This window comes from Brevibacillus panacihumi W25 (genome assembly GCF_000503775.1).
GTDB lineage: Bacteria > Bacillota > Bacilli > Brevibacillales > Brevibacillaceae > Brevibacillus > Brevibacillus panacihumi_A.
In genome coordinates this window covers 1,036,500-1,052,144 of record NZ_KI629782.1, presented here as the reverse complement: position 1 = coordinate 1,052,144, position 15,645 = coordinate 1,036,500, and the positions used below count along the sequence as shown (strand labels likewise).

General features: G+C 51.6%; 18 protein-coding genes and 1 pseudogene. 11 read left to right on the top strand and 8 right to left on the bottom strand.

What is annotated here, in order from left to right; translation table 11 throughout:
* Positions 1-29 precede the first annotated feature (29 nt).
* Complete coding sequence (locus T458_RS34445; protein WP_023555075.1) at positions 30-1,274, top strand: branched-chain amino acid ABC transporter substrate-binding protein; 1,245 nt, start codon at positions 30-32, stop codon at positions 1,272-1,274.
* 33 nt (positions 1,275-1,307) lie between these two features.
* On the opposite strand, the gene T458_RS34440 is transcribed toward T458_RS34445, so the two are convergent.
* Positions 1,308-1,667: a potassium channel family protein gene (locus T458_RS34440; protein ID WP_023555074.1), complete on the bottom strand. Its 360-nt coding sequence runs from the start codon at positions 1,665-1,667 to the stop codon at positions 1,308-1,310.
* A gap of 193 nt (positions 1,668-1,860) precedes the next feature.
* Between T458_RS34440 and T458_RS57545 the strand changes: the two genes are divergently transcribed.
* Positions 1,861-2,178: a hypothetical protein gene (locus T458_RS57545; RefSeq protein WP_252989782.1), complete on the top strand. Its 318-nt coding sequence runs from the start codon at positions 1,861-1,863 to the stop codon at positions 2,176-2,178.
* Positions 2,179-2,564: 386 nt separating this feature from the next.
* Here the strand turns inward: T458_RS57545 and T458_RS57130 are convergent.
* A pseudogene (locus T458_RS57130) lies at positions 2,565-3,047 on the bottom strand (GNAT family N-acetyltransferase); the annotation flags it as partial.
* A 125-nt stretch (positions 3,048-3,172) separates the two neighbouring features.
* On the opposite strand from T458_RS57130, the gene T458_RS34435 reads away from it, so the two are divergent.
* On the top strand, positions 3,173-3,634 hold the full coding sequence (locus T458_RS34435) for a nucleoside deaminase (RefSeq protein WP_023555073.1): 462 nt from the start codon (positions 3,173-3,175) through the stop codon (positions 3,632-3,634).
* 79 nt (positions 3,635-3,713) lie between these two features.
* Here the strand turns inward: T458_RS34435 and T458_RS34430 are convergent, their stop codons facing one another.
* Together T458_RS34430 and T458_RS57125 are read right to left on the bottom strand one after the other, a co-directional pair.
* Positions 3,714-4,523: a DUF2935 domain-containing protein gene (locus T458_RS34430; protein WP_023555072.1), complete on the bottom strand. Its 810-nt coding sequence runs from the start codon at positions 4,521-4,523 to the stop codon at positions 3,714-3,716.
* An 81-nt stretch (positions 4,524-4,604) separates the two neighbouring features.
* Entirely contained in the window at positions 4,605-4,766 is a 162-nt protein-coding gene (locus tag T458_RS57125) for a hypothetical protein (RefSeq protein ID WP_023555071.1), read from the bottom strand.
* A 131-nt stretch (positions 4,767-4,897) separates the two neighbouring features.
* Between T458_RS57125 and T458_RS34425 the strand changes: the two genes are divergently transcribed.
* From T458_RS34425 to T458_RS57120, 8 genes are all read left to right on the top strand, one after another.
* Positions 4,898-5,422, top strand: coding sequence for a GNAT family N-acetyltransferase (locus T458_RS34425; RefSeq protein WP_023555070.1), 525 nt, complete (start codon positions 4,898-4,900; stop codon positions 5,420-5,422).
* Between the two features lie 16 nt (positions 5,423-5,438).
* Positions 5,439-6,467, top strand: a complete 1,029-nt coding sequence (locus T458_RS34420; protein ID WP_023555069.1) for a hypothetical protein — start codon at positions 5,439-5,441, stop codon at positions 6,465-6,467.
* A 124-nt stretch (positions 6,468-6,591) separates the two neighbouring features.
* Complete coding sequence (gene cysK, locus T458_RS34415) at positions 6,592-7,506, top strand: cysteine synthase A (RefSeq protein ID WP_023555068.1); 915 nt, start codon at positions 6,592-6,594, stop codon at positions 7,504-7,506.
* Positions 7,507-7,768: 262 nt separating this feature from the next.
* Complete coding sequence (locus T458_RS34410) at positions 7,769-8,599, top strand: electron transfer flavoprotein subunit beta/FixA family protein (protein ID WP_023555067.1); 831 nt, start codon at positions 7,769-7,771, stop codon at positions 8,597-8,599.
* Entirely contained in the window at positions 8,596-9,627 is a 1,032-nt protein-coding gene (locus T458_RS34405; protein ID WP_023555066.1) for an electron transfer flavoprotein subunit alpha/FixB family protein, read from the top strand. Before T458_RS34410 ends, T458_RS34405 begins: the two co-directional genes overlap by 4 nt.
* The gene (locus T458_RS34400) at positions 9,611-10,906 is read left to right on the top strand and encodes an FAD-dependent oxidoreductase (protein WP_023555065.1); all 1,296 of its coding nucleotides are present in this window, start codon (positions 9,611-9,613) and stop codon (positions 10,904-10,906) included. The genes T458_RS34405 and T458_RS34400 overlap by 17 nt, the downstream gene beginning before the upstream one ends.
* Positions 10,906-11,202, top strand: a complete 297-nt coding sequence (locus T458_RS34395) for a ferredoxin family protein (RefSeq protein WP_023555064.1) — start codon at positions 10,906-10,908, stop codon at positions 11,200-11,202. Before T458_RS34400 ends, T458_RS34395 begins: the two co-directional genes overlap by 1 nt.
* Entirely contained in the window at positions 11,087-11,368 is a 282-nt protein-coding gene (locus tag T458_RS57120) for a hypothetical protein (protein WP_171819343.1), read from the top strand. Before T458_RS34395 ends, T458_RS57120 begins: the two co-directional genes overlap by 116 nt.
* 24 nt (positions 11,369-11,392) lie before the next feature.
* Here T458_RS57120 and T458_RS0128395 read toward each other — a convergent pair whose 3' ends face one another.
* The 4 genes from T458_RS0128395 to T458_RS34380 all read right to left on the bottom strand — a co-directional run bounded on the left by T458_RS0128395 (position 11,393) and on the right by T458_RS34380 (position 15,616).
* Positions 11,393-11,809, bottom strand: coding sequence for a M67 family metallopeptidase (locus tag T458_RS0128395; protein ID WP_031305426.1), 417 nt, complete (start codon positions 11,807-11,809; stop codon positions 11,393-11,395).
* Between the two features lie 305 nt (positions 11,810-12,114).
* Positions 12,115-13,203, bottom strand: coding sequence for a coiled-coil domain-containing protein (locus T458_RS34390; RefSeq protein WP_023555063.1), 1,089 nt, complete (start codon positions 13,201-13,203; stop codon positions 12,115-12,117).
* A 144-nt stretch (positions 13,204-13,347) separates the two neighbouring features.
* Positions 13,348-14,592, bottom strand: coding sequence for a BMQ_0737 family morphogenetic spore coat protein (locus T458_RS34385; protein WP_023555062.1), 1,245 nt, complete (start codon positions 14,590-14,592; stop codon positions 13,348-13,350).
* A gap of 139 nt (positions 14,593-14,731) precedes the next feature.
* Positions 14,732-15,616 carry a glycosyltransferase family 2 protein gene (locus T458_RS34380; RefSeq protein WP_023555061.1) on the bottom strand — a complete coding sequence of 295 codons (885 nt, stop codon included), beginning with the start codon at positions 15,614-15,616 and terminating at the stop codon, positions 14,732-14,734.
* Positions 15,617-15,645: the final 29 nt, after the last annotated feature.

Sequence of the window (15,645 nt, the reverse complement as noted above, 5' to 3'; positions counted from 1 at the left end):
AAATAGTAGTATAAGGGGGATTCATTCAAATGAAGAGACGGGTTCAACGCAGCTTTTTGTTATCAGTGTTGGTAGCAAGTATCGCACTCGCAGGATGTGCCGGCTCTAACAGTACGGGAAGCAATGCAAGCGGTGGGGCAACTTCCGGTACGCAAGGCTCCACGAGCGAAGGAAACAGTGCTGCTGGAGATGGAGGCAAAATACTCATTGCAACACAGAGCCCTCTTTCCGGCAGCCAGTCGGCGCAAGGTGATTCTATTAAGAGCGGAGCCGAGTATGCGCTGAAACTGAAACAAGAAGAGTTTAAAAAAATGGGCTTCGATCTGCAATTGTTACCCCAGGATGACCAAGCAGATCCGAAAATCGGGGTTTCCAACGCGGAGATGCTGATCTCCAATCCTGATGTGCTGGGTGTAGTCGGTCACTTGAATACAGGGGTTGCCATCCCGTCTTCCGTAAAGTATGAAGAGGGCAATCTTGTCATGGTATCACCGGCAAATACGGGCGTAAAACTGACAGAAGAAGGCAAGAAGACCGTCCACCGCATATGCGCGCGTGACGACTCGCAAGGCCCTAAAGCAGCGATGTATGCGAAAAATTCACTAAATGTCAAACAAGTTTTTGTCATGCATGATAAAACAGCATACGGTCAAGGTTTGGCTGATCAGGTAAAAATGCAGTTTGAAAAAGACGGTGTAACGGTTTTGGGCTATGAAGGGATAACGGCTGGTGAAAAGGATTATTCCGCTGTCATCACTCAGATCATCTCCAAAAACCCAGACTTGATTTTCTTCGGCGGCATGTACCCTGAAGGTGGCATTATCAGTAAGCAAGCTCGGGACAAAGGGTATAAAGGCTACTTTATGGGCGGAGATGGATTCGACAACTCAGATATGATCAAGATAGCCGGTGATGCTGTCGACGGAATCATCTTTACTTCTGTGGCCGGTGACGTGACACAAACCGAAGAAGGGAAAAAGTGGGGAGAGGAATACAAAAAGGCAACGAATAAACCGTTAGAGGCGTTTTCTGTTTACGGTTATGATGCAATGAATGTCCTCTTGAACGGTGTGGAGGAAGCCATTAGAGCAAATGGTGGCAAGAAGCCAACTCGTGAACAAGTTTTGGAAGCTGTTCATAAGACAAAAGACTTCCAGGGATTATTCACGAAGGTTACTTTTGATGACAAAGGCGATAACACGTTTGCCGATGTATTTATCTATAAATACGAAAAAGGGAAAGATAGATCTGTATTTGTAGGTAAGGCGGAATAGAATTCGCCAGACCAGATGAAATCGCGGTGGGACTTAAGGGTTCCCACCGTTTTTTTCTGTTTGATCGTCCGATGATTTATTGGAGAAGATGCCGTACGCGATGCGCGTCACGACGCCGAAGGTAAGCCCCGTACCCGCGAAAATGTAGAAGATCGTAAATACCTTCCCTAGGGCAGTCTGGGGAACAAAACCAGAATGTCCGACCGTGGTTAGCGTTGTAACACTAAAATAAAGAGAATCCAGGATCGGAAGACCTTCTTCTGAGGAATAAAAGATCGTTCCAGATAGCAGCAAGATGAGGGTAATCAGAAAAATGACCTGGAAGTTCTTGTCTTTGAATGCATGTAAAAGCCCCTGGACCAATCGCCTGGCTGTCAGCATAAAGGAAATCATCGAGGCATTCGCTCCAATCGCTTGAAAGTATCCCGATACACGATCGGACTCTTGGCGGTTGGAAATAGTATGGTCAATTGGTAGGAGTTTCATCAAAGCAAAAAGACGAAAGCAAGATGCAATCGTCTTTTCGGCAAGAGGGCAATGCCCCTTTGATTATCTACCTGTATACAGAATCAACGCGACCGCAGTGATGGCTACCAGTGCGACAACGACACCTAATCCCAAAATAAACGTCAAAGACATGATGAAAATCCAGATCCTTTCTGTAATAGTCATTCTTTCAATGAGTATTACGCAGTTTCATCCTGTCTCGTTACATCCGGGGATTCATTCAGACTCGCTCAAGCGGACGGTGCGGGAGGGGCGGGTATTCGACCCGGATCGGATCACCGGGCTTTACCTCACCGGAGGCTGTCACAATTCCCATGACGCCGGCTTTGCGGATGAGGTTGCCGTCCGGGTCGCGATCCAGGACAGCGTCCATCAGGCCTGGCTGGAACTGGTTTAATTGTTGGCAGGGATTGCGAAAGCCAGTCAGTTCGACTACGGCGAATCTCCTAGATGAAGGCGTGTGCCAGTCGGCAATTCCAGCAGAGGGATGCCACGGGTAGTGATATTCTCGCCCATTTGTCCGCTTGAGACGTCAAAGCCTGCGCTTTGCAATTCCTCATGCAGCTCGGCATGAATGAGATGGACTTGCCGCAGGTTCGGCTGGTTTGGATTCTGTGCTACACGCGAACGATGCTTCACAGTCTCCCCAAGATGCGCGTCTCCCTCTACTCCCAGCCCATCAAGCAATTGGATAGAGGACTGGTTTTGCTTGCTGAAGGAATGGGTGGCGCTTCGGCTGACTGCTGTTACGAAACCTGCAGGTGAAGGGATTGTGGGAGTCTCTTTTAAGACCAGGATAAATTCTTCCACCTCCTCATCGCGGAAATGGGAAAAGCCCTTGTCTTCGCCAACAATTTCGAATCCGCATTTTTGCAGCACGCGGGTCGAGCCGATATTGTCTTTTGCCACTCGGGCATAGAGCGGGCGAGTCGGCAGTTGTTTTACAAATAGGGAGAGTGCACGGGTGGCGATTCCTTTTCCCCAGAACTCTTTCCCAAGCCAATAGCCGACGGTGGGCAGCCCAAGGAATTCAAAGCTCGATAGGTGTCCTGCTACTGACTCTTGAAAAAGAATGGTCTGCTTGTGGATGCTCGTATCGCCTAACCGTTTGGTCCAGTTGCTGAAATAGGTTTCGCGGTCTTGCGGGTCCTTGGCTGTAAAAGCAGCCATGTGATTGGCGGTCGGGTCTAGCTGCTGTTCAAAGAACAATACAAGGTCCTCTTCTGTTATATCTCGCAGCCGAACGTTGTTGGCAAGCTCCTCCATCGTGAACACCTCTTGTCTTTGATAGGGAATCGTATAACGCTGACGAAACGGGGACTTTCTTCTTCCGAGTATAGTATGATAGAACTTAGAAAAACAGAATGGAGATAGCAAGGAGGGTTTGATGTATGGACAAATTCATGAAGCGAGCGGTAGAGCTGGCAATCGAAAATGTAGACAATGGCGGACAGCCGTTTGGCGCCGTACTTGTGAAGGACAATACAATCATAGCGGAGGGCGTAAACGAACTCCATCAAAAGCATGATGTCAGCGGTCATGCAGAGCTTTTGGCGATTCGGCGTGCGCAGGACCAGCTGCAGACCAACAGCTTGTCCGGATTTACGATGTACGCGAGCGGCGAACCATGCCCGATGTGTTTTGCTGCCATGCATTTTGTGGGGATTGATGATGTGTATTACTGCTTGTCGGTCGAGGATGCAGGGGAAGTGGGCCTCGGCAAGTCCAAGGCAATCTACGAGGACTTGAAGAAAGAGCGGTCAGCGCGCTCTCTAGCAATAAAGCACATGCCTCTCGGAGAAGAAGACACAAATCCGATGACGCTGTGGAAAGATCGCTCGACGAAATCGTAAAAAAGCAGGAGAAAACGGTCCTGTGACGCTTGGTGGAGGGGCATTCGGCTTTACGGCAACGGCCAACGCCCCACCTTTTTCAAGATTCAATCCGGGGTCTGGTCGGGTAACAATCAGGTGCCTTCACATCGGACACTTCGGAGAGCTTCATCAGGTAGTAGCACTCCTCACGGGACATATGATCGGCCATGAGTGGAGAAAGGACACCCAAGACCGCATTGTGCATGCGCATTTCTTGCAGCTCGTGCAAAAATACCTGAAACAGTTTGATTTCCATTTCAGCTTGATGATTGAAGCGATGCAGAGCCGGGAAATCTTGCAGATTGGTTCGCAGGTATCCTGCCAACTCGACTGCCTTTTGATAGAAATCCTCAAATTTCTTGGTGAAATGCTCGCTTTTGTGCTGCACGTCTTTTTCTACCATGTCCAGCAATGAGGTAATCGAGGCGGCATGCCCTGCTGCATCTGAGAGCCAAAGCAGATGGTAATGGACAGGGTGTTCACAGGGGATCGGGTGGCCAGTCAGGAAGGCGTGCAAAATTCGCTGGTACTCCTCCAGTTCATTCACCATGTGGTTCACGAAGGTGGGCGGCAGGGAAAAGGAGATTTTTCCAACCAATTGCCGCTGCAACAAGTGAAGCTTAAACTCCCGCAAGCGCTCTGTCAGCTCGCTTGCTTGTTGCGTGAGTGCAGTGACTTCTTCTTCCTGCAGATCCTGCCGCGCATAATCGAGCAGCGTATCGAACGAGTGGATAAAATGATTCGCTTGTTCGATCTCTGTGCATTCATCAGGAGCTAACGACTGAAAAATAAACCGGGAATGATCCCCCAGGATTTGCAGCCAAAAACGATGTTCAAACAACTGCTGATCTTTTGTGCTGATTTTCATCGGATTCCCTCCTTGCATACGTCCACAGTCTATGTGCAGCAGCCCATATCGGTGAATGGACGATGCGAGGAAAGCAGAGAGCTAGAACAAAGTGAGAATCCAATAAATCGATCCGCTGATGATCAGCAGCGTGAGAAAAAGCAGCAGGCGCGATTTGAATCTGCTATTGGAGGCAAAGAGGACATCCGCTCCTGCCCAGATCAACAGAAAGACCGCAAGCATAACACTTGTCATAAGCTCCATGAAGGAACGCCTCCCTTTTCCGAATATTACCATATCTTTTCTAGAGCGTGAACAGGCAATGCGACTTATGGAAAAGATCGGTATTTTTCGTATAATGAAATACGCGAGGATAGAGAGTGAGGAGGGGGAAAATGGGAGAAAGTGTCTCGTTAATCAAGCCGACTGTAGACGTGAAGGATGAATACCTGGCTTTCTATCAGGAATGGAAACAAAGCGGCGAGCAGATGGTGCCATGGGTGATCAGCAAAGATCCATCAGATTTTTCAGCGATGGTAGAAGAACTGCACGCGGAGGAGTCAGGGGAAAACCTGCCCGAGGGATGGGTTCCCGCGTCTACATACTGGTTGATTACAGAGGATAAGAAGATCGTGGGGGCCGTCAACATCAGGCATCAGCTTACGGTGCCTTTGCTGCAGACTGGCGGACATATCGGCTATGGGATCCGTCCATCGGAAAGACGCAAGGGCTACGCTACGCAGATACTGGCTTTATCCCTGCAAAAAGCAAAAGAACTGGGGATCGAAAAAGCGCTGGTGGTTTGTGATGCGACCAATCTGGCATCCGAGCGGACGATTCTAAAAAATGGCGGCATGGCAGATGAAAGTTTTGTAGAGGAAGACGGGAACATCGTCAAACGATATTGGATCGCGTTGTAAGAGATGGGGGCTTCAGATGAAAAAGAGAAATCTAGTGATCCTTTTGCTCGTACTGGTTGTCGTGGCGGGACTGGGCTTCGCCGGGTTCCGTCTATTCGGTGCCACCGCCCTGGCAGAGGGATACCTTTATGAGGAAGAGAACCTGCTGCTGTACGCCAAAGTGACGCAGGCAGAGGAGATCGGCGTAGAGATTACGGAATGGCGAGTCGTGACAGAGAAGGGCATTCCGGTCTTGAAAACCAGGGAGGATGCGTACAAGGCGACTGTGGACGAGCATCAGCTCACCCTGCAGCAAGACGGGGAAAAGAAGTGGAGCGCTTCGGTTACAAAAGAAGAGCTGATCCTGCACGATCCTGTGACGGAAGGGCTTGCGGCCGATTCGAAATGGCAAGCGAGCGACCCGGCAGGCTTCGAGTCCAAGCGAAAAGCTCTGGAGGAGCGGGTCCAGCAGCAAGCCGAGCAGAAGAAAAAAGAACAGGCTATTGAGGAAGAGCGCGTCAGAATCGCGGAGGCGGGGGACAAGTTCAAACGGCTCAAGGCGGATTTGCAGGAAAATAGCGAATATCTCGATGCGACGCAGTTTTCCGATGAGACCAGTGTTGCCGAAAATCAGCTCGCACACATGCAGAGCCTGCTGGAAGAGGTACGGATGTACGCGGAGCAGACGAGCATGAATCGCATGGAATTTGAGGTCATGCAAGCAACTGTGGACAGCATGAAGGTGATTCGGGACGGGGCTGGTACGATTCAGGAAAACATCGACCGCAAAAAGACAGGGATGGTCAACCTGACGGAAATTCTGGAATCGGATGTGGCGGAACTGGACAAAATCTGGGAGCAGGTGATCAGCCAATTGCCAGATGCCAAGAGCCAGGAGGAAGAGTACAAGAAGGTAAAAGAGACGGTTGCCACCGCGATCGCCCAGGCGAAAGAGCGATTGGCTGCGGGAGAACAGACCGTGGCAAAAACGAAGCAGGATATCGAAGCCCTGTACGGAAATGCCACAGCAATGCTCCAACAGGCAAAAATGAAATACCAGTTTTAGGAAAACCAATCAACCTCCATGTTTCGGATGAAACGTGGAGGTTTTCATTTGTTTGCATTTATATTATTCTTATAGAAATACTGTGTATTATGCTCGTCTTTACTGACTGAGGAGGAACCATACGATGAGTGTGTATCAAAATATAACCGAACTGATTGGCAGGACTCCTATCGTCCGATTGCGCCGATTGGTTCCCAGAGAAGCAGCCGAGGTATTCGTGAAGCTGGAGAAGTTCAATCCGTCCGGCAGCGTCAAGGATCGGGCCGCGTTCAATCTGATCCATACAGCGGAAGAGGCAGGTCTGATCAAGCCTGGGGACACCATTATTGAGCCGACAAGCGGCAACACCGGGATCGGTCTGGCGATGAACGCGGCAGCCAAGGGGTACCGGGCGATACTCGTCATGCCGGACAATATGTCAAAAGAGCGCATTAATCTGTTGAGGGCGTATGGGGCCGAGGTAGTGCTGACGCCGAGCGAATTGCGGATGCCGGGTGCGATCGCCAAGGCTATAGAGCTGCAAAAGGAGATTCCAAACAGCTTTATACCCCAGCAGTTCGAGAACCCGGCCAACCCGGATATTCATCGCATCACGACAGCGAAGGAGATATTCGAGCAGATGGAAGGCAGGCTGGATGCTTTCGTCGCTACGGCGGGGACCGGGGGCACGATTACGGGCACGGGCGAGACCTTGCGCGAACAGCTTCCCGATCTGCAGATCACGGTCGTGGAACCAAAAGGCTCACCAGTCTTGTCCGGCGGAAAGCCCGGTCCGCACAAGCTGGTCGGGACCAGTCCCGGTTTTGTGCCGTCTATTCTCAACACGAGCATTTACGACGAGATCGTGCAGATTGCGGATGAGGAAGCACTGCAAACGATGCGAAACCTGGCGTCGATGGAAGGCATCCTAGTGGGGCCATCCTCGGGTGCATCGGTGTTCGCGGCCATTCAGGTTGCCAAGCGCCTGGGTGCGGGCAAACGCGTCGTCTGCATCGCTCCCGATACCGGAGAACGTTATCTCAGCATGGGGCTATTTTGACCTATCATCCCTACCATCAGGAAAAGCCTGTCCGCGGACAGGCTTTTTTTCTGTGAAAAACGTCTCGACGTTTTTCATAAACGTGGATGTGACCGCTTGCGGTCAAACAAAACGGTCATGACCGTTTTGTTGTGAAAAAGCCGTCTCCTCGTGATAGAGCTGATAGTTTTGGTCTAAGCAAGGGTTGTCAGCAATAGGTTATAGCAATGTATAGATGCTGGAATCAGCCCGAATAGGTGCTTGGTAGCGAGGAGGGAAAGGGATGTTGCACATAGTCGCCTGTATCAAACAGGTGCCGGACACCAAGATCATCAAAATGAACCCGAAGACGAATACGATGGACCGTTCCAGTGCCCCAGCCATTCTCAATCCGTATGATGCGCATGCCGTCGAGGAAGCGGTTCGTTTGAAGCAACGATACGGGGGAGTGGTCTCGGTCGTGACGATGGGCCCCCCCCCAGCCGTCAAGGCGATTCGCAAATGCGTCGAGATCGGAGCGGATGAGGGGTATCTGATCACGGATCGTGCCTTTGCTGGTGCAGACACGTTAGCGACGAGCTATGCCTTGACCAAGGCGATCGAAAAAATCAGCGAGATCAAGCCGGTAGATCTTGTGATCTGCGGCAAAATGACGATTGACGGAGACACGGGTCAGGTAGGTCCAGGGATTGCCCGGCGCCTCGACATTCCACCGTTGACCAATGTCAATAAAGTGGTCGAGGTAAATCAGAGCGAAGGGTACGTCATCGTCCACCGCAAGCTGGAGGATGGCTACGAAGTGATTCGTTCCACCCTCCCATGCCTGTTTTCTGTAGAAAAGGAGATCAACGAGGTTCCCTATTCGCCGTTGCCGAACATGCTCCGCGCCGCTCGCTACCAACCCGTCATCTGGGCTGTCAATGATCTGGGCGAGATCGACCGCACTTTGCTGGGGCTGAAAGGGTCTCCGACTATCGTGGCGAAGGTGTGGCCGCCTGAAAAGCCAAAAGGCGGAGAGAGACTGGAAGGAACAGCACAGGAGCAAGTATCCCGACTGATGGAGATCTTGCAGGAGAAGCAAGGGTTGTTCCGGGTGAAGGAGGAGCAGGTATGAATCTGGAGGAATACAGTGGCATATGGGTCTTTTTGGAAGTGAAAGACGGACAGATCGCTCCCGTCTCGCTCGAATTGCTGGGCGCCGGCCGGCAGATGGCCGACAAGCGCGGTGTGCCCCTGGCTGGCCTTCTCATCGGGGAGGGGGTGGCTTCACTCGCCGAAATGGTTTTTCCCTACGGGGCTGACGAGGTCTATCTCTACGACGAAGAGATCTTTCGCGATTATCGCACGGAGTCTTACATGCGCGCGGTGCTGGAATGCGTAGAGAAGCACAAGCCGGAAATTATCCTCTACGGTGCCACCTCCACCGGAAAAGACCTGGCCAGTGCGGTCGCGACTGACTTGCAGACTGGTCTTACGGCGGATACGACCATGCTCGACGTGAATGCGGAGACCGGACTTTTGGAAGCGAGCCGTCCTGCTTTTGGCGGCAATATCATGGCGACCATCCTGTGCAAAAAGCATCGTCCGCAGATGGCAACTGTACGTCCGAAGGTCATGAAAGCGCTGCCACCCGATCCAAATCGAACCGGGCAAATCATCCGGGAAACGATTGAGCTGCGCGAAGAAGACATCCGAACGAAGGTTCTGGAGATCGTGCGTGAAACGAAGGAGAAGGTGCGCCTGGATGAGGCAGATGTGATCGTAGCGGGAGGAAAAGGTCTGGGGAGCAGAGAGGGCTTCGAGCTGATCCACCGTTTTGCCGAGAAGATCGGGGCAACAGTCGGGGCCAGTCGCGATGCAGTGGAAGCGGGCTGGATCGATCATCAGCACCAGGTGGGTCAGACGGGAGTGACCGTGACGCCAAAGGTCTATTTTGCCATCGGCATCTCGGGAGCGATCCAGCACATCGTCGGCATGCAGAACGCGGGATTGATTATCGCGATCAACAAAGACCCGGAAGCTCCCATTTTTCAATCCAGCCACTACGGCATCGTAGGAGATGCGTTTGAGATCGTCCCGATACTGATGGAAGCGTTCCAGAAGATGCCGGACAAGGAGGTTCAATATGGCGGAAAAATTTGACGTTATCGTCGTGGGAGCAGGTCCGGCGGGAACCGCATGCGCCTATACGCTGGCAAAAGCGGGGGCGAATGTTCTGTTGATGGAGCGCGGGGAGTATCCCGGCTCGAAAAACGTGATGGGCGGTGTCCTTTACCGCAAGACGATGGAGGATATCATCCCCGAATTTTACAAGGAAGCACCTTTGGAAAGACCGATCGTGGAGCAGCGATTCATGATGCTGGATAAATCCTCTGCCCTGACTTTCAGCTACAAAGGATTGGAGTGGGCGCAGGAGCCGTACAACAATTTCACCGTGCTGCGTGCGAAGTTCGACCAGTGGTTTGCAGACAAGGCTGTGAAGGAAGGAGCTTTGCTGCTTAACGAGACGGTGGCACTGGAGTGCATCGTCGAGGACGGCAAGGTGGTTGGCATCCGTACAGATCGGCCGGATGGCGACGTCTATGCCGACGTAGTGGTGTTGGCGGATGGGGTCAACTCCTTGCTGGCGAAATCACTTGGCTTCCACAAGGAATTCCGTCCCGACGAGGTCGCGCTGGCGGTCATGGAAGTCCTCAAGCTGGATCGGAAAATCATCGAGGACCGCTTCAGCCTGGAGGGAGATCAGGGCTGCACGTTCGAGATCTTCGGCGATTCCACCAAGGGAATCCTCGGAACAGCGTGGCTCTATACCAATAAAGACAGTCTCAACATCGGAGTCGGAGCGATGCTCTCCGGTCTGATCAAGCACAAGATCAAGCCGTATGAGCTGTTGGATTATGTAAAAAATCATCCGATGCTGCGACCCTATATCCAGGGCAGCGAGCAGCAGGAATACCTAGCGCATCTCATCCCGGAGGGCGGCTACAAGTCCATGCCCAAGGTGGTGGGCAACGGGGTGATCGTGGTGGGGGATGCCGCCCAGCTCGTCAATGCCATCCACCGGGAAGGCTCCAACATGGCGATGGCATCCGGTGTCATGGCAGCCGAGACCATTTTGCAAGCGAGGGAAGCAGGCGATTTTTCCGAGAAAATGCTCGACATGTATCGGGTGAAGCTGTTGGACAGCTTTGTCGGCCAGGATTTGAAAAAGTACAAGGATGCCACGCATCATTTTGAAAAATTCCCGCAGTATTTCGAGCAGTATATTCCCATGATGAACAGAGCGGCAAGCCAGATGTTTACAGTAGACGGAACCTCCAAGTGGGAGAAGCAGAAAAAAATCTGGCGTGACATCGGGACTCCCAAGGAAAAATGGCGGATGGCTCGCGATCTGATGAATGCATGGAGGGTGATGAAGTGATGGCTGACCTGCCCAAAGGCCAATCGATCGAGGAAAAGCAATATCTGGTGAGGTTCAAGGCCGACACGCAGTCGCACCTGCACGTGCTGGATGCCGATATCTGCGCGACGCGTTGTCCAGACAAGTTGTGTACGATTTTTTGTCCCGCGGAAGTCTATAAATGGGAAGAGGTGCGGATGCATGTGGGATATGAAGGATGTCACGAATGTGGAAGCTGCCGCATCGGTTGTCCCTACGAAAACATCAAGTGGGAGTATCCCAAGGGCGGGCACGGCATCATCTTCAGGCTCGCTTGATTTAATGGCAGCCGCGATGATCGAAGAAGGGGATTCCGTCGTCTATGTACGTGACGGGGCGCGAGGGGTCGTGGTTCGTGTGGAAGAGGGTCGCTTTCTGATCTTCTGGGAGGATACATTTGTGAGTTGGGAGCCTGTCCATCTTGTGGAGAAAATAAAAAAATGAAAGAGGCAGACCGTCTCGCCTCTTTCATGCAAAAAAAGTGACTGGAATCGGTATGGCTCTTTGGTCGATTATCCGGTAACTGCCGACGGTAGGCTGTTTATTGGCGAGGGAGACAATCAGATACGCAGCTTCAGGATAGGTAGCGTAGGCGATATCTTCTTTAGATGGAATGGGGGGAGCAGTTGGGTGGGAGTGGTATACTCCCGCCAATTGCTCCCCTCTCTCTTGAATGGCCTGAAAAACCGTTCTGATTTGCTCAGGGTCCATGTAGAAGGATACTGGACTCCGATCGACATTTACCATTCGCCAGATCGTTTCGACCCTTCCCATGCGTCCCGACAAAAGTCCGCATGCCTCATACGGACGCTCTTCGAGGCAGTGAATCAACATTTCCTTCCATACCCTATGGGAAGCGAAGAGGGCTGGAATAGGATAGACCATTTTGCTGTTACTGTGAGCGTTTCCTGCCACAACAACCGCCTGTTTTGGGTGTAGCCACACTTCTGACGGTATTTGTCGGTCCAGAATTGGGCAAGGGTGTCTGTATGCGTTGCTGGCCGGATGCATGGTTCCTGACTGGGCGAGCCTGCCTTTGGCGATACAGCTCGCGATATTGTTCGGGTGTCATCCAATCCCTTCCTTTCGCTAAGACTAATAATGGTTTATGCCGAGCAACCTCAGGTTGGAACGGCAGTTGCACATTGAGGGGAAAGGAAGGGGAAAGTGGGGGAGTCCATCGATTACGGCTACTCAGTCGGCTTAAAAGGATTGATGGGGTGAGTATGCGGTGTTTGATGTGGTTTCAAATATGTGGCATGGGACTGTGTAGGCATTTGGATTGAGGTCGATGGAGTTGAAGTTGCTGGAATTGATTTTGCTGAAGTATGGGCGGTTTGTTGGATCGGTATTCCCGTTTTGGGGGACCGAGCTTCTTTTGCCGTAAACTCCTGGATGGACTCCTTGTATTTTTTCTCCTTTTCCTGCCACTGTGCATGCATATTTTTCAAGGACTCAATGGTTTTCATCAAGTTGCTTTCTTGGAGCTGCAGTTTGGAAATCAATGAATCCTTCTCTTCCAATTGCTTGCTCAAGGCCTCTTGAGCGGCTGTGTGGGAGGCGACGGCTTCCGCCAGTTCCTGTTCCAGGAGTTGGATTTTCTGCTCGACTTCAGCCTCTTGTCGGGTGGTATCTTGTTCCTGCAGTTTGGAAATCAATGAATCCTTTTCATCCAATTGTTTGCTCAAGGCCTCTTGAACGGCTGTGTGGGAGGCGACGGCTTCTGCCAGTTCCTGCTCCAGGAGTTGAATTTTCTGCGCTGCTTCAGCCTCTTGTCGGGCGATTTCTTGTTTCCGAGTGAGCTTCGCTTGTTCAAGCTGTTTCTCCCACTCTCGTTCCTTCTCCTGATAGTCCTCAATGATTTTTTGCTTCTCCTCCAAAGCCTGTTCATATTCCCGTACCTTGACCAGAATATCGGACTTATTCAGCTTCTCTACTTTTTCCTTGTAGTGGGCAATGGTGCCTTCTTTTTGATGTAAGATCTTGGCTTGCTGCTGTATTTTGGTTTCCAAATCGCGAATTTGCTGCGTGCCACCTGCGAGCTTGTCGCGCCAGTCGGCTTCCAGCTCCTGATAGTTGGCTAGGGTTTGGCGTATTTCCTTGAGTTGTTGCTGATATTCCTTTTCTCTTTCTTCCCACTGCTGGTGCTGTTGCTGGAGTTCTTTCAATTCATGGCTATACTGGAGAGCGATTTCTTCGTAGTAGCTCGCCTGTCTTTTGAGCAAAATGATCTTCTCTTTTTCGGGCGAGCGCTTGGTGGACTTCTTCTTGATAGGCATTCTATCCCTCCCTCCGGTATCCAGTTTCCCCTATAGACATATGTCGGCAGGCGCGTACGGGTGCAAGTTAGGTGAAAGCTTTTCTGAACAAAAAAAGAGAGAAGCAATTGAGGCTTCTCTCCGAGTTCAAGCGTGGATGAAGAATTAGGGGATTGTCGGTCCTACCAGAACATCTGGGAAGGTAATGCAGTCTTGAACCAGCAGTTGTGCATCTGGAACGATGGTGATCGCTGCTGCGAAGGAAACGACTCCCAGAGGATCGGTCAACAGGAAGAGAATGACGTCTGGCAGTCCCAGACCTGTTTCCGCCAAGACCAAGGTGTAGTTGAGTGTCTGTGTTGTGCCTGTAGCAGTAAATGTCTGTACCCCTGTACCTGTCACGATCATGCCGATTGCGATGGTTGGCAGTGCGATACCTGGAATAAGCCCAGGAAGGACAGTGATGCAAGTAGGAGAGCTGATCGTAGTAGGGGAGAAGTTGAAGCTTTGATCGCCTGGTAAGACATCCGGGAGCGGAGTCGGACCAGGAGTATCGAAGAAGTTGAAGGTGAAGGTGCTGCCGCCAGGGTTGCAGCTCGGGCAAATATCGGCAATCAACTGCACGGTACCGATCTCTACGATAGCAGCAGGCGGCAGACCAAGGCTTACCCCAACTCCTGGAATCAGTGTATTGACAGTTGCCTGGCAATCGCAGTTAGGCCGCGGGAAGATCGGCGGGCATTGCGGCGGGAAGGCAAAAGGAGGGCAACGGAACGATGGTGTAGGCGATGGAACCGGAATGTCGTTTGGACGTGGCGAGCAGAATTTTGCCAGTACTTCCAATTTGACCTCGGCTTCGACCTGAACATCGAGACAGAAGATGACGTTTAGCTCAACCATGCCACCCAACAAAACAGTACCAGTCGGGATGCATTCCAGAGCAGCGATTCTGCAAACGATATTGTCTTCATCGAGAGGTTCAGGCAGGCAGAGTACGACCTCTTGATCAAATTGAACGGTTGTAGGGAAGTCGCACAGCAATACCCCGTCTGCGAAGATCCGAATGATCGCGGTTCCACCAAATATGAACCGTACCACCCCTACACGAACGGAAACTCCACCCACTACAATGTTCTCACGGCGAATGCTGGCAACACGACATGTGAAGTTGCCTGTGGGCTCAATGCATTGCACGGTGATGTCTTGACCTGCAGCAATCGCTGCATCTACCAATGCCTGACAGTCGGTTGGAAGTGGAATCTTGTTGCGATACTGATTGGCGCTGACGACCCAGTCGTACACCTTTTGGACGCGGATACACTCTTCAGCTAGGTTGTTGGGGATTGGCGGAGGAGCGGTAGGCGTCGGTGTAGGCACTTGGCGACCCATGATGGGCTTGATGTTGTTCACCAGATGGACCCTTCCTTTCCTATTGGATTTGCATTTGCATTTACATTCTATGGAGGAGGCCTCGTTTTTGCTTGTCATCATTTGCCTATTTTCAGGCGATTGTACAAGGGTAACAGGCCCGCTCTTCAAATCCAAACGCTTAAAAAGGAATTCTGAATTCCCGGGTCCACCAGTCGTCGTCATGTTTTCGTCGGGCGAAATAGCGGACGCGTTGGGCGGCCGCACCATATTTTATTACGTCCTGCTCTACTTCATCGGCATTGGCATGAATGATCAGCTTTTTGCAGGCGGCAATTCTTTCCTCTTTGAAGTGGCTGTACGCCATACGCAGCATGTTGTAGTACACGTGTGTATGGGTTACCGTGTACGGGTGCGCCTGACGGAAGAGATGAAGGATTTTGACGTTGGGATGGACAAAGCAGCGATAACCGAACAGCCAAAGCTTGATGGAAATTTCAATGTCTTCGTAGCCCCACACTTGAAAGCCGCGATCGAACCCGCCAATGTCCATGAAGACAGATTTGGGAATGACAAAACAGCCGCCGGGCAGGATGGCGACTGGGGAGGGACGGTAGGGTTGGGGGTTCCACACGACTCCCAGGCGCTCATCCAGCTTTTGACCATAGCCTACTTTATGAGGTTCGCTGATGGAGCCGATCGCTGGGGCTACTGCATCTGCTGTTCGGGAAAGGATCAACTCCAGCAAGCGGTCGATCCAGTAAGGCTCGAAGGTCAGATGCGCATCACAAAAGATCAGATAATCTCCATGTGCCTGTTCAGCACCTAGGTTGCGTGCCGGAGCGGCTCCAATCCCGGGAGTGGAAATGAGTCTGACAGGCAGGGCTTGCTGCTCGGTCTTTAAAAAATCACAACATTTGTCACTGGAGCCGTCGTCTACCACAATGATTTCCAACGGGTAGCGCGTCTTGCATTCATACAGGGATGCCAATGTCGTGCGTACATTTTTTCCCTCATTTTTGGCCGGAATGATGACCGAGACCAATGGTAGTTTTTCTATGGACAAGTTGATCACTCCTCTCCTTTGCTAGGGTA